The organism is Dolomitihabitans soli, assembly GCF_022213955.1.
In the GTDB taxonomy this organism is placed as follows: domain Bacteria; phylum Actinomycetota; class Actinomycetes; order Streptosporangiales; family Streptosporangiaceae; genus Streptosporangium_A; species Streptosporangium_A soli.
Genome location: NZ_JAKNTW010000005.1, coordinates 71,572 through 92,426 on the forward strand (window position 1 = coordinate 71,572; position 20,855 = coordinate 92,426).

The window sequence follows — 20,855 nt, forward strand, 5'->3', positions numbered from 1 at the left end:
AGGCCGCTCGTCAAGTGCCGATTCGATCCAAGGCTTACAGTTTCGCCATGAGAAACAACGCGGGACCGGGAGCGCTGGTGCAGTCCGTCGACCGGGCGGTGAGCGTGCTGGAGCTGCTGGCCAGACGGAAGGAGGCGGGCGTCACCGAGATCGCCGCTGAGCTGGGCGTCCACAAGTCCACGGCCTTCAGACTCGTCGGGGTCCTGGAGAACCGGGGCCTGGTGGAACAGGTCACCAGCCGCGGCAAGTACCGCCTGGGCTTCGGCCTGGTACGGCTGGCGGGCGCGACCGTGGCGCAGTTCGACCTCGTCAGGGAGAGCCGCTCCATCTGCGAACGGCTCACCGAGGAGACCGGGGAGACCGTCAACCTCGCCGTGCTCGACGAGGGATACGCGATCAACATCCTCCAGGTGCGCGGGTCGTCGGCCATCTCCTCCTACAACTGGATCGGCCAGCGCACCCCGCTGCACGCGACGTCGAGCGGCAAGGTGCTGCTCGCCTTCCAGCGGCCGGAGACGCGCGAGGCGCTGCTGAACCGGAAGCTGGCCGCCTACACGCCCAGCACGATCACCGACCGCGAGTTGCTGAGCCGTACGCTCGACGCGGCCCGCGAGCTCGGCTGGGCCTGCACGGAGGAGGAGCTGGAGATCGGCCTCAACGCGGTCGCCGCGCCCATCTTCGCGCAGGACGGCTCCATCCTGGCCGCGGTGAGCGCCTCCGGCCCGTCCTACCGCCTCACCTCCGACCACATCGCGCAGGTCGTGGAGCCGATCAGGGCGGCGGCGGCCGAGATCAGCGCGCGCGGCGGCTATCTGCCCGCCGGAATGGGCTGAGGCGCGGGCGCTCCCCGCCCGGAGAGCACCCGCGCGGTGGATCAGACCGGCGACTTCTCATCCACGGGTCGCTCCGGGGCCGCCGCCGCGAACCGGGGCTCGCGCCGCAGCTCCTTGACCAGGCTGACGCACATGCCGCAGATGACGAGCAGGAACGGCCCGGCGACCAGGATGCACAGCGTCTGCAACGCCGACAGGCCGCCCGCGAGGAGCAGCACCGCCGCGACCCCGCCGGTGAGCGTGCCCCACACGATCACCACGGTCCGGCTCGGCTCCAGCACCCCACGGCTGGACAGCATGCCGAGCACCACCGATCCGGCGTCGGCGCCGCTGACGAAGAACAGCGCCACGAGCACGATCGCGATCACCGACATCAGTCCCGCCAGCGGGAACTCCTGGAGCAGCGCGAACAACGCGAACTCCGCGCCCTTGGCGTTCGCGACGGACAGGTCGGCCTGCCCGGTGAGCTGCACGTTCAGCGCGGTGCCGCCGAGGATCGCGAACCAGACGAAGCTGACCAGGCTCGGGATCAGGATGACGCCGACGACGAACTGGCGGATCGTGCGGCCCTTGGAGATGCGCGCGATGAACATCCCGACGAACGGGGTCCAGGAGATCCACCACGCCCAGTAGAAGAGCGTCCAGCCCGACAGCCAGTCGGCCCCGCCGAACGCCCCGGTCTGGAAGCTCATCGGCAGCAGGCTCCCCATGTAGCCGCCGATCGACTCGGTGAAGGTGTTCAGGATGAACACCGTCGGCCCGACGACGAACAGGAACGCGAGCAACACGATCGCCAGCACCATGTTGGTGTTGGACAGCCACTGGATTCCCCGCCGTACCCCTGTGACGGCCGAGATGACGAACGCGACGGTGAGGACCGCGATGATGCCGATCGCCAGTGGTGTCGACTTCGGCACGTCCCACAGTGTGGTCAGGCCGCTGTTGATCTGGAGCGCGCCCAGGCCGAGCGAGGTCGCCGAGCCGAAGAGGGTGGCGAAGATGGCGAGGATGTCGATGGCCTTGCCCGGAGCCCGGCCGGCGCGCGCCCCGATCAGCGGGAAGAAGGCGGAGCTGATCAGGTTGGCGCGTCCCTTGCGGAAGGTGAAGTAGGCCAGGGCCAGGCCGACGACCGCGTACATCGCCCACGGGTGGACGGCCCAGTGGAAGTAGGAGTACTCCATGGCGATCCTGGCCGCCGCCGCGCTGCCGGCCGCCGCCTGGCCCAGCGGAGGGGTGCCGAGGTGGCTGAGCGGTTCGGAGACGCCGAAGAACATGAGGCCGATGCCCATGCCGGCGCTGAACATCATCGCGACCCACGACGCGGTGCGGAACTCCGGCCGGTCGGTGTCCTTGCCCAGCCGGATCCGGCCGTAGCGGCTGACGGCGAGCACCGCCGCCAGGACGACGAACATGCCCGAGGTGAGGACGAAGACCCAGCCGAAGCCCTTGATGACGGCGTCCAGGGCCGACTGGGCGACGCTCGCCAGGTTCTCGGTGGCCAGCACGCCCCAGACGACGAAGACGGCCGAGAGGCCTGCGGCGATGGCGAACACCGGCAGGTCGATGCGTTTTTGGTGCGCTTGCGGGATGGACTCTTCGGTCGGTGGTGCGGACACGGAGGCAACCTCCCAGGGGGTGTTGGGAGCCGCGGGACCAGAGCCCGCGGCGGACTCCGGGCGGCCGGTCGTCCAGGCCGGCCTCCCCGCCCCCAAGCTGTTGCTGATTATGCGCTTCATCGCCCACCACGCAACAGCCCTCACGTGTTACCAGTCGATCACGTGTGCCCCGCCGTCCCCGGAGATCACCTGCCCCACTCCTCCGGCCGTGCCGGTCACGTGTGCCCCACGGTCCGCGCCGGTCACGTGTGCCTACCGGCCGCGCCGATCACGTGTGCCCCACGGTCCGCGCCGGTCACGCGTGCCCACCGGCCGTGCCGATCACCTGTCCTCCTTCGGGCGGGCGGACGCCGACCGGGGTTCCCTGCGCAGCTCGATGACCAGGCTGACGCACATGCCGAGCACGACCAGCAGAAAGGGGGCGGCGGCCAGGATGAGCACGGTCTGCAGCGCGTCCAGCGCGGTCTCGCCGCCGGCGAGCAGCAGCACCGCGGCCACCGCGCCGGTGAGGACGCCCCACATGATGACGACCGTCGTGGCCGGCCGCAGGGTCCCGCGCGAGGACAGCGTCCCCAGCACGACGGACGCCGCGTCGGCCCCGCTGACGAAGAACAGCGCGACGAGCAGGGTGACCAGCACCGCCGTCACCCCGAACAGCGGGAACACCCTGAGCATGGCGAACAGCACGTACTCCGGGCCGGAAGCGGCGGCGGCGGCCAGGTCGGCCCGGCCGCTTTGCTGGAGGTGCAGCGCGGTGCCGCCGAGGATCGCGAACCAGACGAAGCTGACCAGGCTGGGGACCAGGATGACGCCGACGACGAACTGGCGGATCGTGCGGCCCTTGGAGATGCGCGCGATGAACGCGCCGACGAACGGGGTCCAGGAGATCCACCACGCCCAGTAGAAGAGCGTCCAGGTGGACAGCCACTTCGCCCCGCCGAACGCGGCGGTCTGGAAGCTCATCGACACCAGGCGGGTCAGGTAGGCGCCGATCGACTCGGTGAAGGTGTTCAGGATGAACACCGTCGGCCCGACGACGAACAGGAACAACAGCAGCAGTACGGCCAGCACCATGTTGGTGTTCGACAGCCACTGGATGCCGCGATGGACCCCGGTGACGGCGGAGATCACGAACGCGACGGTGAGCGAGGCGATGACGCCGATCGCCAGCGGGATGGAGCCGGGCACCCCGAACAACGCGTTGAGTCCGCCGTTGATCTGGAGCGCGCCCAGGCCGAGCGAGGTCGCCGAGCCGAAGAGGGTGGCGAAGATGGCGAGGATGTCGATGGCCTTGCCGGACCCCCCTTCGACGCGTTCCCCGATGAGCGGCCGGAAGGTCGAGCTGACCAGGTTGGGCGCGCCCTTGCGGAAGGTGAAGTAGGCGATGGACAGCCCGACGACGGCGTACATCGACCAGGGATGGATCGCCCAGTGGAAGTAGGAGTACTGGATCGCCAGCTTGGCGGCCTGCGGCGACTCCGGGGCCGCCTGGCCGAGCGGCGGGTCCTCGAAGTGGCTGAGCGGCTCGGCCGCGCCGAAGAACATCAGCCCGATCCCCATCCCGGCGCTGAACATCATCGCCACCCAGGAGACGGTGCGGAACTCCGGCCGGTCGGTGTCCTCGCCCAGGCGGACCCGGCCGTAGCGGCTGACGGCGAGCGCCGCCGCGAGCACGACGATGGCCGCCGCGCTGAGGATGAAGAACCAGCCGAAGGCCTCGATCACGTAGGCCAGGGCGGCGTTCGACACGCGTACCAGGCTGTCCGTGGCGAGCACGCCCCACAGCACGAACAGCAGCGTCAGCCCGGCCGCGACGAACAGCACCGCCCGATCGACGTCCTTCCGCACGGACACGACAGCACCCCTCCCGGGGGGTGTAGGTCCTGACGTCTCTCTTCCCTCACCGGTCGCTCCCATGCGAACGAGCACCTGAGAAATCGACCGTTACGCGAGGCTTGACACCCCTGATCGGATGGGCGCAATCTGTTGCTTATGGAGCTGTCTGTTCCATCAAGCGCAACAAATCCGCGTCTCTGGCGCGATGCCCGTCCGCGAAACACCTACGACGTGGTCATCGTGGGAGCCGGCGGTCACGGCCTGGCCACCGCCTACTACCTGGCCAGGAACCACGGGATCACCGACGTGGCGGTGGTGGAGCGCGGCTGGCTCGGCGGCGGCAACATGGCCAGGAACACCACCATCATCCGCTCCAACTACCTGCTGGACGAGAGCGCCGGGATCTACGAGCACGCGCTCAAGCTGTGGGAGGGCCTGGCCGAGGAGCTCGACCACGATCTGCTGTTCAGCCAGCGTGGCGTGCTCAACCTGGCGCACACGCCGCAGGACGTGCGCGACGGCATGCGGCGGATCAACGCCAACCGGCTCAACGGGGTGGACGCCGAATGGCTCACCCCCGAGCAGGCCAGGGAGTTCTGCCCGATCCTGAACATCTCGCCCGACTCCCGGCACCCGGTGCTCGGCGGCACGCTCCAGCGCAGGGGAGGCATCGCCAAGCACGACCGCGTCGCCTGGGCGTACGCCGGTGCCGCCGACGCGCTCGGCGTGGACCTGATCCAGGACTGCGAGGTCACCGGTTTCACCACGGCCGGCGGCCGGGTGACCGGCGTCCGCACCACCCGGGGCGACATCGGCGCGGGCCGGGTCGCGCTCGCCGCCGCCGGGCACACCTCCGTGCTGGCCGCCCTGGCCGGGTTCCGGGTGCCCATCCAGAGCCATCCGCTCCAGGCGCTGGTCTCCGAGCTGCTCGAACCCGTCCATCCCTGCGTGGTGATGTCCAACGCGGTGCACGTCTACGTCAGCCAGGCGCACAAGGGCGAGCTGGTCATGGGCGCGGGCATCGACTCCTACAACTCCTACGCCCAGCGCGGCGGCTTCCACGTCATCGAGCATCAGATGGCCGCGGCGCTGGAGCTGTTCCCGATCTTCGCCCGCGCCCGGGTGCTGCGCACCTGGGGCGGCATCGTCGACGTCACCCCCGACGCCTCGCCGGTGATCGGCCGCACCCCCGTCGACGGGCTCTACGTCAACTGCGGCTGGGGCACCGGCGGCTTCAAGGCCACCCCCTCCTCCGGCTGGGTCTACGCGCACACCATCGCCACCGGCGAGCCCCACCCGCTGAACGCGCCCTTCTCCCTCGACCGCTTCACCACCGGCGCCCTGATCGACGAGCACGGCGCCGCCGCCGTGGCGCACTGAGGAGGGTGCCGTGCTGCTGATCCCCTGCCCCTGGTGCGGGCCCCGCGCCGAGATCGAGTACCGGTACGGCGGGCAGGCGCACGTCGCGTACCCGCCCGAGCCCGCCGCGCTGACGGACGCCGAATGGGCCGCCTACCTCTTCCTCCGCGACAACCCCAAGGGCCCCTTCGCCGAACGCTGGTGTCACGCGGCCGGGTGCCGCCGCTGGTTCAACGTGCTGCGCGACACCGCCACCCACGAGATCCACTTCTCCTACCGCGCCGGGGAGCGTCCATGACCAGGCTCGCCACCGGCGGCCGGATCGACAGGTCCGCCCCGCTGACCTTCACCTTCGACGGCGCCCCGTACACCGGCTACCAGGGGGACACGCTGGCCTCCGCGCTGCTCGCCGCCGGGGTCCGCACGGTCGCGACGAGCATCAGGTACGGCAGGCCGCGCGGGATCTTCGCGGCCGGGGTGGAGGAGCCCAACGCGCTGGTCGAGGTCGACGGCGAGCCCATGGCGACCGCGACCACGGTAGAGCTGCGTGACGGGCTGACGGCACGGAGCCTGACGGGCAGGGGACGGTTGACCGCGCCCGACGACCAGGCCGATCAGGCCGGTCATGACCGGATGCACGCCCACTGCGACGTGCTCGTCGTCGGGGCGGGACCCGCCGGGCTGACCGCCGCCCTGGAGGCCGGCCGTACCGGGGCCCGGGTGATCGTGGTGGATGAGCGGACCGAGGCCGGCGGCACCCTGCTGGAGACCCGCGACCTGGTCGGCGACGCGCCCGCGCTCGCCTGGGTGGCCGCCGCCACCGGCCTGCTGGCCGAGCTGCCCGAGGTCCGGGTGCTCACCCGGACCACCGCCCTCGGCCGCTACGACGACGGTTACGTGGTCGCCGCCGAACGGCGGGGGTCGCGCGGGCGGCTGTGGCGCATCCGGGCGGCTGAGGTGGTGCTGGCGACGGGCGCGCACGAGCGCCCGCTGGTGTTCGCGGGCAACGACCTGCCGGGGGTGATGCTCGCCGGCGCGGCCCGAGCGTACGCCAACCGGTACGCCGTGCTGCCGGGGCGGCGAGCGGTCGTCTTCACCACGGACGACAGCGCCTACGCGGCGGCGGCCGAACTGGCCGAGGCGGGCCTGGAGATCGCCGCCGTCGTCGACCCGCGCCCGGGAGGCGGCCCTGACACCGCGTTCGAGGTGCTGGCCGGGCACGTGGTGGCGGGCGCGACGGGGACGGCGGAGGTGACGGGGGTCCGGGTCGCGGGCCGGGAGATCGCGTGCGACCTGGTGCTGGTCTGCGGCGGCTGGAACCCGGTGGCGCACCTCTACGGCCAGGCGGGCGGCCGGCTGAGATACGACGACGACCTCGCCTGCTTCGTGCCGGAGGGGACGGCCGGCCGCTGCCGGGTGGTGGGCGCCGCCGCCGGGGAGTTCTCGCTGGCGGGGTGCCTGGGGGAGGAGCCGCGCCCCGGCCCGCCCGCGGCCCCGGTGTGGCTGGTGCCAGGGGACGAACCCGGCTACGACACGCACTTCGTGGACCTCCAGCGTGACGTGACGGTCGCCGACATCGAGGCGGCGCTGGCCACGGGCATGACCTCGGTGGAGCACGTCAAGCGGTACACGACCGCGGGGACCGCGCACGACCAGGGCAAGACCTCGGCCGTCACCGCCGTCGGCGTGATCTCCGCGTTGCGCGGCGTGCCGATGGGCGACCTGGGCACCACCACGTTCCGCCCGCCGTACACGCCGGTGTCCTTCGCGCTGCTCGCCGGGCGGGACCGGGGGGTGCTGCACGACCCGGTGCTGACCACGGCCATGCACCCCTGGCATGTGGCGCGCGGCGCGGTGTTCGAGGACGTCGGCCAGTGGAAGCGCCCGCACCACTACCCGGGGCCGGGCGAGGACATGGCCGCCGCGGTACTGCGGGAGTGCCGGGCGGCGCGCGAGGGGGTCGCGGCGATGGACGTCTCGACCCTCGGGAAGATCGACGTCCAGGGGCCCGACGCGGGGGAGTTCCTCAACCGGGTCTACACCAACGCCTTCGCCAAACTGCCCGTCGGTTCGTGCAGGTACGGGGTGATGTGCCGGGCGGACGGGATGGTGTTCGACGACGGCGTCACGATGCGCCTGGCGCCGGACCGCTTCCTGATGAGCACCACGACGGGCAACGCGGCGGCCGTGCTCGACTGGCTGGAGGAGTGGCTGCAGACCGAGTGGCCCGACCTGCGGGTGCGCTGCACGTCGGTCACCGACCAGTGGGCCGGGGTCGCCGTCGTCGGGCCGCGCTCGCGCGACGTCGTCGCCGCCCTGGCGCCGGGACTCGTGCTGGACAACGCGGGCTTCCCGTTCATGACCTGGCGGGAGACGGACGTGCCCGGGGCGGGGGGCGCCGCGCGGGTGGCCAGGATCAGCTTCTCCGGCGAGCTGGCCTACGAGGTGTACGTCCCGTGGTGGTACGGCCTGGCGCTGTGGGAGGCCGTGCTGGCGGCGGGCGAGCCGTACGGGATCACGCCCTACGGGACCGAGACCATGCACGTGCTGCGGGCGGAGAAGGGCTACCCGATCATCGGGCAGGACACCGACGGCACGGTGACGCCGGTCGACCTGGGCCTCGGCTGGGCCGTCTCGAAGACCAAGGACTTCATCGGCCGCCGGTCGCTCTCCCGCTCCGACACCTCCCGGCCGGACCGCCGGCAACTGGTCGGGCTGCTGCCGATCGACGGCGAGGAGTCGCTGCCCGAGGGCGCGCAACTCGTCGAGGACCCGGACGTGCCGGTGCCGGTGCCGATGATCGGGCACGTCACCTCCAGCTACCGCAGCGCGGCGCTCGGCGCCACCTTCGCGCTCGCGCTGGTGAAGGGCGGCCGGGACCGGATCGGCACGACGGTCTTCGCCCCGCTCGGCGACCGGGTGGTCGCCGCCCGGGTGGCCGATCCGGTGCTGTACGACAAGGAAGGAGCACACCGCGATGGGTGAGCCCCCGCAGGCCGTACGGCGCAGCCCGCTCGGCCATCTCGCCGCCGAACTGCGGGCGGCCTCGGTGCCCGGCACGGTGACCGTGCGCGAGGTGCCGTTCGTGCGGCAGGTGAACGTGCGCGGCCCCGGCGGGAAGCCGTTCCCCGCCGAGCCGAACACGGTGGCCACGACCGGCGACGCGGCGGGTGACGCGGCGGGTGACGCCGAGGGTGACACCGTCCTGGTCTGGCTCGGCCCCGACGAGTGGCTGGTCGTCGGGCCGGGAGAGGTGCCCGGCATGCCCGGCGCGGAGCACGAGTCGGTGGCCGACGTCTCGGCGCACCGGACCGTGGTCGAGCTGGCCGGTCCTGCGGCGCGCGAGGTGCTGCTCAAGGGCTGCCCGATCGACCTGCATCCCGGCGTGTTCCCGCCGGGCCGGTGCGCCCAGACCCTGCTCGGCCGGGCCCAGGTGATCATCGTGTGCGTGGACGAGCGCCCGGCGTACCGGCTGTTCGTGCGGGCCTCGCTGGCCGGTTACCTCGCCGGATGGCTGATCGACGCGATGAGGGAGTACCAGTGCCACACGTACTGATCATCGGTGCCGGGATCGTCGGCTGCGCCCTCGCCGACGAGCTGACCGAGCGCGGCTGGACCGAGGTGACGGTCCTGGACCAGGGGCCGCTCTTCACGACGGGCGGATCCAGCTCGCACGCGCCGGGACTCGTCTTCCAGACGAACCCCTCCAAGACGATGACCGAGTTCGCGGCCTACACCGTGGGCAAGTACTCCGGGCTGACCCTGGACGGGCGGTGGTGCTTCCGCCAGGTGGGCGGCCTGGAGGTGGCCACCACCCCGGAACGGTGGGCCGACTTGTCGCGCAGGCAGGGCTGGGCCGCCTCCTGGGGCGTCGAGGGCCGGATCCTGTCGGCCGCCGAGTGCCTGAAGCTGTACCCGCTGCTCGACGGCGAGCGGGTGCGAGGCGGCTACCACGTGCCCTCCGACGGGCTGGCCAGTTCGCCGCGCGCCGCCGAGGCGCAGGCCCGCCGGGCGATGGGACGCGGTGCGCGGTTCCTCGGCGGGCACGAGGTCACCGGCTTCACCCGGGCGGGCGGCCGGATCACCGGGGTGGAGACGAGCGAGGGCGGGTTCGCCGCCGACGTGGTGGTGATGTGCGCCGGATTCTGGGGCGCGAGACTGGCCGCGCTGACCGGTCTCACGGTGCCGCTGCTGCCGCTGGCCCACCAGTACGCCAGGACCGGTCCGGTGCCCGCGCTCGCCGCGACCGCCGACGAACGGCTCGAAGCCGTCCTGCCGATCCTCCGCCACCAAGACCGTGACCTGTACTTCCGCGAGCACGTGGACCGGATCGGGATCGGCTCCTACGGGCACCGGCCGATGCCCGTCGAACCGGCGGAGTTCCTCGGCCCGGCCGACGCGCCGGTGATGCCGTCGATGCTGCCCTTCACCCCCGACGACTTCGCCGACGCCTGGTCGGCGAGCGTCGAGCTGCTGCCCGCGCTGGCCGCCACGAAGGTCGAGGAGGGTTTCAACGGCATCTTCTCCTTCACCCCCGACGGTTTCCCGATCATGGGCGAGCACCCGGAGCTGTCCGGCCTGTGGGTCGCGGAGGCGGTGTGGGTCACCCACTCGGCCGGGGTGGCGAAGGCGATGGCCGAATGGCTCACCGAGGGCCGCCCGCGCGCCGACGTACACGAGTGCGACCTGAACCGGTTCGAGGACGTGCAGCTCTCGCCGGCCTACATCCGCGAGCGCGGGATGCGGAACTTCGTCGAGGTCTACGACATCATCCACCCGTCGCAGCCGATGGAGTCGCCCAGGCCGCTGCGGGTCAGCCCGTTCCACGCCAGGCAACGGGAGCTGGGCGCGTACTTCCTGGAGGCGGCCGGCTGGGAGCGGCCGCACTGGTTCGAGACGAACGACGCGGTCCCGGTTCCCCGGCGGGACGCCTGGTCGGCGCGTTACTGGTCGCCGATCGCCGCCGCCGAGTCGGCGGCCACCCGGGAACGGGTCGCGCTGTACGACATGACGCCGCTGAAACGGCTGGAGGTCACCGGGCCGGGCGCGCTGGACTTCCTGCAACGGCTCACTACCAACAACCTGGACAAACCGCCCGGTGCGGTGACCTACACGCTGCTGCTCGACATCGACGGAGGGATCCGCAGCGACCTCACCGTGGCCCGGCTCGGCGAGCACCGGTTCCAGGTGGGCGCCAACGGCAACCTCGACCTCGACTGGCTCAGCCGGCACCGGCCGGACGACGTCCAGGTGCGCGACATCACCGCCGGCACCTGCTGTCTGGGCGTCTGGGGACCGCTGGCCAGGGACCTGGTCCAGCCGCTGTCCCCGGACGACTTCTCGCACCGCGGGTTCGGCTACTTCCGGGCCAGGCGGGCGTACGTCGGTGACGTCCCGGTCACCGCCATGCGGCTGTCGTACGTGGGGGAACTGGGCTGGGAGCTCTACACCACGGCCGATCTCGGCCTGAAGCTGTGGGACACGCTGTGGGCGGCGGGCGAGCCGCTCGGCCTGGTCGCGGCGGGCCGCAGCGCCTTCAACAGCCTGCGCCTGGAGAAGGGCTACCGCGCCTGGGGCGTCGACATGACCCCCGAGCACGACCCCTACGAGGCCGGTCTGGGCTGGGCCGTGCGGATGGACAAGGGCGACTTCGTGGGCCGCGCCGCCATCGAGGGCCGCTCCGCCGCGACCGCGCGGCGCAGGCTCACCTGCCTGACCCTCGACGACCCGGCCACGATGGTGCTCGGCAAGGAGCCCGTCTACCTGGGGGACGTCCCGGTGGGCTACGTCACCAGCGCCGCGTTCGGCTACACGATCGGCCGGCCGATCGCCTACGCCTGGCTGCCCGCGGCGGTCGCGGAGCCGGGCACCCATGTCACCGTGGCCTACTTCGGCGAGCGGCTGCCCGCCACGGTCGCCGCGGAACCGCTGGTCGATCCGGACATGAGCCGGATCCGTCGCTGAAAGGTCGTGATCGCCGGTGACGAGCCTGGTCTCCACCCTTCCCGGCCGCTACTACACCGATCCCGCGGTGTTCGCCGAGGAACAGCAGCACGTCTTCGAGTCCATGTGGGTCTGCCTGGCGAGGTCGGCCGACCTCGCCGTCCCCGGCGCGTTCCGGACGTTCACGGTCGGGTCCGAGAGCGTCATCGTGACCAGGGCCAGGGACGGCTCCTGCCGGGCCTTCCTCAACGTGTGCCGGCACCGGGGCGCCCGGCTGTGCGTGGCGGAGTCCGGCCAGGTACGGCGGGCCTTCCAGTGCCCCTACCACGCCTGGACCTACGACCTCGACGGCAGGCTGATCGCGGCGCCCAACCTGACCAGCATGCCCGACGTCGACCGCGTCGCCTACGGCCTGATCAACGTGCACGTCCGGGAGTGGCTCGGCTACGTGTGGGCGTGCCTGGCCGACGAGCCGCCCTCCTTCGAGGAGGAGGTCGTGGGCGCCTGCGTGGAGCGGCTCGGCGACCTCGGCGTCCTCGACCGCTACCAGGTGGGCGAGCTGGAGGTGGGCCGCCGGATCACCTACGACGTGCGCGCCAACTGGAAGCTGATCATCGAGAACTTCATGGAGTGCTACCACTGCGCCACCATCCACCCCGAGCTGACCGAGGTCCTGCCGGAGTTCGCCGACGGCTACGCCGCGCAGTACTACGTCGGCCACGGCGCCCGGTTCGGCGACGACGTCCGCGGCTTCACGATCGACGGGAGTGAGGGGCTGGACCGGATCCCGGGCGTCTCCGGCGACCACGATCGCCGGTACTACGCGATCACCGTGCGCCCGCAGGTCTTCATCAACCTGGTGCCCGACCACGTGATCTTCCACCGGATGTACCCGCTGGCCGCCGACCGCACCGTCGTGGAGTGCGACTGGCTCTATCTGCCGGAGGTGGTGGCGGGCGGCAGGGACGTCTCCCGTTCGGTGGAGCTCTTCCACCGCGTCAACCAGCAGGACTTCGACGCCTGCGAGCGCTGCCAGCCCTCGATGTCCTCCCGCGCCTACGCGGACGGGGGCGTGCTGGTGCCGAGCGAGCACCACATCGCCGGTTTCCACGAGTGGCTGCTGGCCAGGCTGGGCCGCGCCTGATCCACGCGTCGGGAACGCGTAACCTGGCGGGCAGGTGGGCGGCTCGGCACGTCGAAGGGGATCGCTCCCGGGACGGCGATCGGCGCGCTAGCATGGAACGCAGCGCAGCTATTGAGAGGCATACTGCCTCGGTTAATTGTCTCACGGAGGACCAAATCTTGTCAAGCGGAGAGATCGGCCACGAGCAGGAAAACGTCTCGATGCTCTACGGCAAGCTCGACGAACTCCGGGAGAGGACCTCGAAACGGCTGGCGGTCGCACTGACGGACGAGGCGGAGAACGATCAGGCCAAAGTCGAACGCGACGCCGCCGCGGCCCGCTACACCGAGCGGCTCGGCCACCTCGACGCCGCCGAGAACGGCCTGTGCTTCGGCAGGCTCGACTTCCGTGACGGCGAACACTTCCACATCGGCAGGATCGGGATCACCGACGACGAGGGCGACTACGAGCCGCTGCTGCTCGACTGGCGGGCCCCGGCCGCGCGGCCGTTCTACCTCGCGACCGCCGCCGCCCCCGGCGACGTACGGCGGCGCAGGCACATCCGGACGAGCGGCAGGACCGTGACCGCCGTCCACGATGAGACCCTCGACCCCGACAGTGCGGGCCCGGAGGGGCTCGTCGGGGAGGCGGCCCTGCTGGCGGCGCTGGACGCCGGCCGTACGGGCAGGATGGGCGACATCGTGGAGACCATCCAGGCCGAGCAGGACCGGATCATCCGCTCCGGCCATCGGGGGGTGCTCGTGGTGCAGGGCGGTCCGGGCACCGGCAAGACGGCGGTGGCGCTGCACCGGGCCGCGTTCCTGCTCTACACCCACCGTGACGTGCTCTCCAGGCGCGGTGTGCTGATCGTCGGCCCGAACACCACCTTCCTGCGCTACATCGGGGAGGTGCTGCCGTCGCTGGGCGAGAGCGGGGTGCTGCTGTCGACGGTCGCCGAGTTGTTCCCCGGCGTGCTGGGGGACCGGGTGGAGCCGGACGAGACGGTGGCGGTCAAGGGCCGGGCCGCCATGGCGGAGGTGCTGGCCGGGGCGCTCGCCGACCGGCAGTGGGTGCCGGACGAGGTCCTGGAGGTCGCGGGCGAGACGGACACCCTCCAGCTGGACGGCGCGACCTGCCGAGGGATCCGCGACCACGCCAGGGAGTCGCTGCTGCCGCACAACGAGGCCAGGCGGATCGTCGTCACGGAGGTGATCGGCACGCTGGCCGGGCAGGTCGTCCGGCGGCTGGGCGGCACGGACCTCGTCGACGACGGGGAGATCAAGCGGATCTGCGCGGATCTGATCGGCGACGAGGGAGTGCAGGCGGCCATCGACACATTGTGGCCGAGCCTGAGCCCGCAGCGGTTCCTGGACGACCTGTTCGGTTCGCCGGAGCGGCTCGCCTCGGCGGCGCCCGAGCTCACCGAGCGGGAGCGCGCGGCGCTGCTGCGCGAACCCGGCGGCTGGAGCGCCGCCGACGTGCCGCTGCTGGACGAGGCGGCCGAGCTGCTCGGCGCGGACGAGCGGCTGACCGCTGTGCTCGCGGAGCGTGAGCATCGCCGCCGCGTGGAGTACGCCCAGGGCGTGCTGGAGATCGCGCACGGCTCGCGGTCCACCGATCACGATGTGCTGTCGGCCGCAGACCTGGTCGACGCCGAGTGGCTGGCGGCCCGGCACGAGGCCCCCGACCACCGCACCACCGCCGAGCGCGCCGCCGCCGACCGCTCGTGGACCTTCGGCCACGTCATCGTGGACGAGGCTCAGGAGCTGTCGCCGATGGCCTGGCGGATGCTGATGCGGCGCTGCCCGACCAGGTGGATGACGCTGGTCGGCGACGTCGCGCAGACCGGCGACCCGGCGGGCACGTCGTCGTGGGAGGCCGTGCTCGACCCCTACGTGCGGGACCGGTGGCGGCTGGAGCGGCTGAACGTGAACTATCGCATGCCCGCCGAGGTCATGGCGGTCGCGGCCGACGTGCTCGCCGCGCTCGGCACCGCGCTGGAGCCGCCCCGCTCGGTGCGCGAGACCGGTGTCGTCCCCTGGCACACGGGTCCGGACGCGCTGGCGGAGATCGTGGCGGCCGAGGCGGCCCTGCCGGGCACGCTCGCGGTGATCGCGCCGGAGGGCCGGCTGGCCGACCTGGCCGAGGCCCTGCCCGACGCCGTGCTCGGCGACCCGGAGAGCCCGTTCTCGATCCTGGGCGTACGGCAGGCCAAGGGGCTGGAGTTCGACTCGGTCGTGCTCGTCGACCCCGCCCGGATCGTCGCCGAGTCGGCACGCGGTCTGAACGATCTCTACGTCGCCCTGACGAGGACGACCCAGCGCCTCGGCGTCGTCCATTCCGGCGACCTCCCGGCGACGCTCGCCCGCCTGCGTCACCGCTGAACCACGCCTGAACCACACCGCCGCGCGTAACACGGTTGAAACTTTCATCGGTGCCGACCGTGCGCGCGGTGGTGTTGTACGAGGTCAACTGTGGGACGCCTGCTCCGCGCCGGTCAGAGAGCCGGCGGCCTGTGTACTTCCGCCCGAAATCCCAACACTCTGGGAGCGCTCCCACCGGCGACTGCCGAGCTGGGTGCTGCGAGGCCGTCCGCACGAGGCGGCGGACTCATCGGTTTCATTAAGGGAGACGAAACAGCGATGGAACCCCAACGGAGTTCCTGGCGCAGAGCGCTGACGACGGTGGTCGTCTCGATGCTCGCCGCCGTCGGACTCATCGCCAGCCCGGCCCCGGCCAGTGCTGCGGTCGCATGTGAGGTCACTTACGCCAAGGCATGGGAGGGCGGGACCGGATTCGGGGGAAACCTCACGATCCGCAACCTGGGCGATCCCCTCACCTCGTGGCGGCTCACCTACGCCTTCCCGGGTAACCAGCAGGTGACCCAGGGGTGGAACGCCACCTGGTCCCAGTCGGGCCAGAACGTGACGGTCGAGAATCTGTCATGGAACGGCGCCCAGGCGACCGGCGCCCAGTGGACCGCCGGATTCAACGGCAGCTTCTCCGGCACCAACGCCAACCCGACCAGCTTCTCGATCAACGGGACCGTGTGCACCGGGCAGCCCGGCCCGACCCAGTCACTGGTCGTCACCCCCACATCGGTCAACGTCCCCGAGGGCGCCAGCGCCACCTACGGCGTACGGCTCGCGAGCCAGCCGTCCGGCAACGTCACGGTCACCTCGGCCGCCGCCTCCAGCGGTGACGCCAACCTCACCGTCTCCGGCGGCGCGAGCCTGACCTTCACCTCCGCCAACTGGAACACCGCCCAGAACGTGACCGTGTCGGCGGCGCAGGACACCGACACCACCAACGGCACCCGCACGATCAACGTCTCCTCCTCCGGCCTGACCACCGTCCCCGTGACGGCCACCGAGGTGGACGACGACTCGGGCACCGGGACCCAGGCGCTCGTGGTGACCCCGACCAGCGTCAGCGTCCCCGAGGGCTCGACCGCGACCTACGCGGTACGGCTCGCGGTTCAGCCGACCGCCGGCGTGACGGTCACCTCGGCCGCCGCCTCCAGCGGTGACACCAACATCACCGTGACCGGTGGCGCGAGCCTGACCTTCACCACCGCCAACTGGAACACCGCCCAGAACGTGACCCTGTCGGCGGCGCAGGACACCGACACCACCAACGGCACCCGCACCATCAACGTCACCTCCACCGGCCTGACCGCCGTGGCCGTCAGCGCCACCGAGGCGGACGACGACGGCGGCGGCGGCGAGGGCCACGTCAACAACCCCTACGCCGGCGCCACCGGCTACGTGAACCCCAACTGGTCGGCCAAGGCGCGTTCGGAACCGGGCGGCAGCGCGGTGGCCAACGTCTCGACCGGTGTGTGGCTGGACCGCATCGCCGCGATCACCTCGGGCTCCGCCGGGAGCAACACCATGGGTCTCCGCGAGCACCTGGACGAGGCGCTGGTGCAGGACGCGGCCAACGGCAGCTCGGCCCTGACGATCCAGATCGTCATCTACAACCTGCCGAACCGCGACTGCTCGGCGCTGGCCTCCAACGGTGAGCTCCACATCGCGCAGAACGGCCTCAACAGGTACAAGACCGAGTACATCGACCCGATCGCCGCGATCATGGCTGACCCCAAGTACGCCGGCCTGCGGATCGTGTCGGTCGTCGAGATCGACTCGCTGCCCAACCTGGTCACCAACCTGAACATCGCGAAGTGCCAGGAGGCGCAGTCGACCGGCGCCTACGTGCAGGGCGTCCAGTACGCGCTGAACAAGCTGCACGCGGTGCCCAACGTCTACACCTACGTGGACGCCGCGCACCACGGCTGGCTCGGCTGGGACTCCAACTTCGGACCCGCGGCGGACCTGTTCGCCAGCACGGCCCGGGGCACCACCGCCGGCATGGCCAGCGTGGACGGCTTCATCACCAACACCGCCAACTACTCGGCCCTGTCGGAGCCGCACTTCACCATCAACTCCACCGTCAACGGCACCTCGGTCCGCCAGTCGAAGTGGCTTGACTGGAACTTCTACGTCGACGAGCTGACCTACGCCCAGGCGTTCAGAAACCGGCTCGTCTCATCGGGCTTCTCCAGCAACATCGGCATGCTGATCGACACCTCGCGCAACGGCTGGGGCGGCTCCGCCCGCCCGGCCGCGCCCAGTACCTCCACCGTGCTGGAGACCTTCGTCAACGACTCCCGGATCGACCGCCGGTTCCACGCCGGCAACTGGTGCAACCAGAGCGGTGCCGGCCTGGGCGAGCGGCCGCGCGCCAACCCGGCCACCGGTATCGACGCCTACGTCTGGATCAAGCCTCCGGGCGAGTCGGACGGCTCCAGCGAGTTCATCGAGAACGACGAGGGCAAGGGCTTCGACCGGATGTGCGATCCCACGTACCCCGGCAACGAGCGCAACGGCAACAACATGAGTGGCGCGCTGAACGGCGCCCCCCTCTCCGGGCACTGGTTCTCCGCCCAGTTCCGCCAGCTCCTGCAGAACGCCTACCCGCCCCTCTAGATCACCTGGTAGATCACCTGAAGTGAGAGGGCCCCGCCACCGGTGCGATCCGGTGGCGGGGCCCTCGCCGTTCCCCGCGGGCCGTCAGTCCGTGCCGGGGATCGGGGGCGGCGAGCGCGAGCTCGGCGAGGCCCCGAGTCGCGACGGAGGTTTCGCGACGCTTCGAAGAGGGCCCGCGCCGCGTCCCCATTCGTCAGCCGAGGAGCCTGGACAGTTCGACGCGGGAGCGGACGCCGAGCCTGGCGAAGATGTTGCGCAGATGGTGCTCGACGGTCCGGGGACTGAGGAAGAGCTGGGCGGCGACCTCGCGGTTGGTGGCGCCCCCGGAGACCATCCGGGCGATCTGGTGCTGCTGGGCGGTCAGCTCGGCGCCGGGCGGGGCGGTGCTCGGCCGTACGGCCTCGCCGGACGCGCGTAACTCGCTGCGGGCCTGGTCGACCCAGAGGCGCGCGTCGAACCGCTCGAAGGTCGCGAGGGCGCTGTGCAGGTGTTCGCGGGCGGCTCCGGGGCGGCGGCTGCGGCGCAGCGCGCTGCCGAACAACAGCTGGGTCCTGGCCAGCTCGAACTCGGACGAACCCCGCCGGTGCAACTCCAGCGCCTCCTCGAACCTGGCCGCGGCCTCGGCCACGGGCGCGAGCAGGGCGTGACAGCGGGCGGCGAGCGCGAGCCGGTCCGGGCTGCCGGTGCTGATCACCCACGGGTCGAGCACGCCGAGCGCGGCGCGGGCGCGCTCCCGGTCGCCGGTCCGCACAGCCGCCTCGACGAAGTGCGGCGTCGCCATGACCTGGACGACGAGGTGGCCGTTCCCCGATCCGGACCAGGCCGTGGCGCGCAACCGGTTCGCGGCGCTCGCCGTACGGCCGCCGGACAGGTCGAGGAAGGCCAGCGCCCAGTTGCTGAGCGCGCTGGTGAGGCCCAGGCCGTGCGCGCCGGCGAGTTCGATGGCGGTCTTCGAGCGGATCCGGCAGGTCTCCTCGTCGCCCTGGATCGCGGCCATCAGGGCCAGCCAGGCGAGGTGCTGCCCGGCGCTGTTGTGCTGCCCGGTCGCCTTGGCCAGCCGGAAGCCCTCCAGCGCGTTGGCGGTGACCGAGGCGTAGCGCCCCATCCACATCTCGGCGTTGACCAGGAACTCCAGCGCGTGCGGGACGGTGGCGTTCGCGCCGCGGGCCCGCGCGGTCTCCACGGCCCGGCCGGACAGGGAGAGGGCGTTCTCGTCCTCGCCGAGCATCAGGCTGGCGACGCTCGCCCACACAAGCACCGAGGGATTGCGCACCGAGGGGGCGAGCGAGAGCACCTGCCGCAGCGGGCCCGCCGCCTCCTCGTGCCGGCCGCGGAAGGTGGCCGAGATGCCCGCGAGGTACTCGAACATGAGCTGGGTCGCCGCCGGGTCGTCCGGCCTGCGCAACGCCCCGGCGTGCCGGGCGATGGCCAGGTAGCGCTGATGATCGCCGGCGAGGTAGCTCGCCTCGCCCGCCCGCATCAGGGCCCGTACGGCGAGCGCCCGGTCCCGGTCGAGCAGCCATTCGGCGGCGGCCAGCAACTCATCGCGCGCCTGGCCGGTCTCGCCGCCGCGTAACTCCAGGTTGCCGCGGATCAGCTCGGCCTGGACCCGCAGTCTCGGCGAGTTCGTCAGCGGATACAGGCGGGCGAGCAGCATCCGGGTGCGCTGCGGCTGGCCCGCGAGCCACGCGTCGTAGGCGGCGGCGGCCAGCCGGGTGGCCTTGGGGCCGCGCGGCGCGGTCAGCTCGGCGGCGCGTTCGAAGGCGAGGGACGATTCGAGGTGGCCGCCGTGGTGGCGGGCCTCGGTGGCGGCGGCGTCCAGCTCGTCGGCGAGCGCCTCGCGCGGCCCGTCGAGCGCCGCCGCCCGGTGCCAGGCGCGGCGCAGCCGCTGGTGCTCGTGGTCCAGCACGGCGGCGAGCCGGCGGTGCGCCGCGCGGCGCTGGGCCAGCGACGCCTCCTGGTAGATCACCGGCCCGATCAGCGGCTCGTGGAAGCCGATGGCGCGGCCGGTCACCCGGGTGATTCCGGCGGCCTCGGCGGGTTCGAGCGCGGCCAGCGCGTCCTCGGGCTCGACCGCCCGCATGAGGGTGTCGGTCTCCATCTCCGGATCGGCCGCGATCAGCAGCAGCACCCGCCGGGTGCGGGCGGGAAGCGGGGCCAGCCGTTGCCGGTGGGCCCGCCACAGCCGGCCGCCCTGCGGCAGCGTCTCGGGCGGCGGGGCCTCGCCGGAGCGTTGCCGCGCGGTGAGCGACGCGGTGAGCTCGATCAGCGCCAGCGGGTTGCCGCCCGCGATCTGGACGAGGGGGCCGCGCATGTCGTCGGCGAGCCCGCTCGTCCCGGCACGCGCCGAACCGGCGACGGGTCCGGTCGCCGAGCCCGTCTCAGGGCCCGTCTCGTGGCCCATGACGGGGGCGGCCGCGGGGCCGGTCACCAGGTCGTCGAGCAGTTCGTGGCTCGCCTCCTCGCTCAGGGCGGCCAGGCGGAGTTCGGGGATCGCCGGGACGTCCGCGCCGTCGTGCCCGCCGAAGAGCAGCGCGACGGCCTCGCCGCCGAGCCGTCTGGCGGCGAAGAGGAGCGCCTCGCGGCTGGGCGGATCGAGATGGTGCACGTCGTCCACGCAGGCGAGGACCGGTCGCTCACGGGCCGTGGCGGAGAGCAGGTTGAGCACGGCGGCGGGCACGACGATCCCGTCGCCCTCCAAGCCCGAGGTGAGGGCCGTGGCGAGCGCGGCGGCCTGCGCGGGCGGCAGGCGGGGCAGGCGGTCCATCACCGGCCGGAGCAGGGCGTGCAGCCCGGCGAACCGCAGACCCGCCTCCGGCGCTGCCGCCCCGGCCCGCAGCACGGTGAACCCGGTCGCCTCCGCCGCCGCGTGATCGAGCAACGAGGAGACGCCCGCGCCGGGCGGGCCGAGGAGCGTCATCGCCCCGCCGGAGCCGTTCCTGGCCCCGTCGAGCAGTCGTTTGAGCGCGAGTTGCTCGGCGCGCCGCCCGCGTAACGGGGGCACACCCGAAACGTGCGCGAACTGCGAGGGTGCGGACACGCCACAAGTGTTACGCCCTGATGTCCCGGCGTGGAAGGGCCCCTCCCCGCCGGCGACGGCAGACCGGTGAATCCACCGATGCGCCGGGGAAGCGGTCACGGGCATGGTTGTACGCGC

General features: G+C 72.1%; 12 protein-coding genes. 9 read left to right on the forward strand and 3 right to left on the reverse strand.

Going from position 1 to position 20,855, the window contains the following annotated elements:
- Positions 1-47: 47 nt before the first annotated feature.
- Positions 48-833 carry an IclR family transcriptional regulator gene (locus MBA17_RS11345; RefSeq protein WP_238496330.1) on the forward strand — a complete coding sequence of 262 codons (786 nt, stop codon included), beginning with the start codon at positions 48-50 and terminating at the stop codon, positions 831-833.
- A 41-nt stretch (positions 834-874) separates the two neighbouring features.
- Here the strand turns inward: MBA17_RS11345 and MBA17_RS11350 are convergent, their stop codons facing one another.
- A complete protein-coding gene (locus MBA17_RS11350) occupies positions 875-2,449 on the reverse strand; it encodes a BCCT family transporter (protein ID WP_238496331.1) in 1,575 nt (524 codons plus the stop codon).
- A 321-nt stretch (positions 2,450-2,770) separates the two neighbouring features.
- Positions 2,771-4,303 (reverse strand): BCCT family transporter, encoded by a 1,533-nt coding sequence (locus MBA17_RS11355; RefSeq protein WP_238496332.1) that lies wholly within the window; start codon positions 4,301-4,303, stop codon positions 2,771-2,773.
- A 138-nt stretch (positions 4,304-4,441) separates the two neighbouring features.
- Between MBA17_RS11355 and MBA17_RS11360 the strand changes: the two genes are divergently transcribed.
- From MBA17_RS11360 to MBA17_RS50370, 8 genes are all read left to right on the forward strand, one after another.
- Complete coding sequence (locus tag MBA17_RS11360; RefSeq protein WP_238496333.1) at positions 4,442-5,665, forward strand: sarcosine oxidase subunit beta family protein; 1,224 nt, start codon at positions 4,442-4,444, stop codon at positions 5,663-5,665.
- A gap of 10 nt (positions 5,666-5,675) precedes the next feature.
- On the forward strand, positions 5,676-5,942 hold the full coding sequence (locus MBA17_RS11365) for a sarcosine oxidase subunit delta (protein WP_238496335.1): 267 nt from the start codon (positions 5,676-5,678) through the stop codon (positions 5,940-5,942).
- On the forward strand, positions 5,939-8,629 hold the full coding sequence (locus tag MBA17_RS11370; protein WP_238496336.1) for a 2Fe-2S iron-sulfur cluster-binding protein: 2,691 nt from the start codon (positions 5,939-5,941) through the stop codon (positions 8,627-8,629). Before MBA17_RS11365 ends, MBA17_RS11370 begins: the two co-directional genes overlap by 4 nt.
- Positions 8,622-9,200, forward strand: coding sequence for a sarcosine oxidase subunit gamma (locus MBA17_RS11375; RefSeq protein WP_238496337.1), 579 nt, complete (start codon positions 8,622-8,624; stop codon positions 9,198-9,200). Before MBA17_RS11370 ends, MBA17_RS11375 begins: the two co-directional genes overlap by 8 nt.
- Positions 9,155-11,608, forward strand: a complete 2,454-nt coding sequence (locus tag MBA17_RS11380; protein WP_238496338.1) for a GcvT family protein — start codon at positions 9,155-9,157, stop codon at positions 11,606-11,608. The genes MBA17_RS11375 and MBA17_RS11380 overlap by 46 nt, the downstream gene beginning before the upstream one ends.
- 16 nt (positions 11,609-11,624) lie before the next feature.
- Entirely contained in the window at positions 11,625-12,731 is a 1,107-nt protein-coding gene (locus MBA17_RS11385) for an aromatic ring-hydroxylating oxygenase subunit alpha (RefSeq protein ID WP_238496339.1), read from the forward strand.
- A gap of 158 nt (positions 12,732-12,889) precedes the next feature.
- A complete protein-coding gene (locus MBA17_RS11390; protein ID WP_455432743.1) occupies positions 12,890-15,094 on the forward strand; it encodes a HelD family protein in 2,205 nt (734 codons plus the stop codon).
- A gap of 258 nt (positions 15,095-15,352) precedes the next feature.
- Positions 15,353-17,698 (forward strand): glycoside hydrolase family 6 protein, encoded by a 2,346-nt coding sequence (locus MBA17_RS50370; RefSeq protein ID WP_455432744.1) that lies wholly within the window; start codon positions 15,353-15,355, stop codon positions 17,696-17,698.
- Positions 17,699-17,891: 193 nt separating this feature from the next.
- On the opposite strand, the gene MBA17_RS11405 is transcribed toward MBA17_RS50370, so the two are convergent.
- Positions 17,892-20,738: a helix-turn-helix transcriptional regulator gene (locus tag MBA17_RS11405; RefSeq protein WP_238496340.1), complete on the reverse strand. Its 2,847-nt coding sequence runs from the start codon at positions 20,736-20,738 to the stop codon at positions 17,892-17,894.
- Between the last annotated feature and the right edge of the window lie 117 nt (positions 20,739-20,855).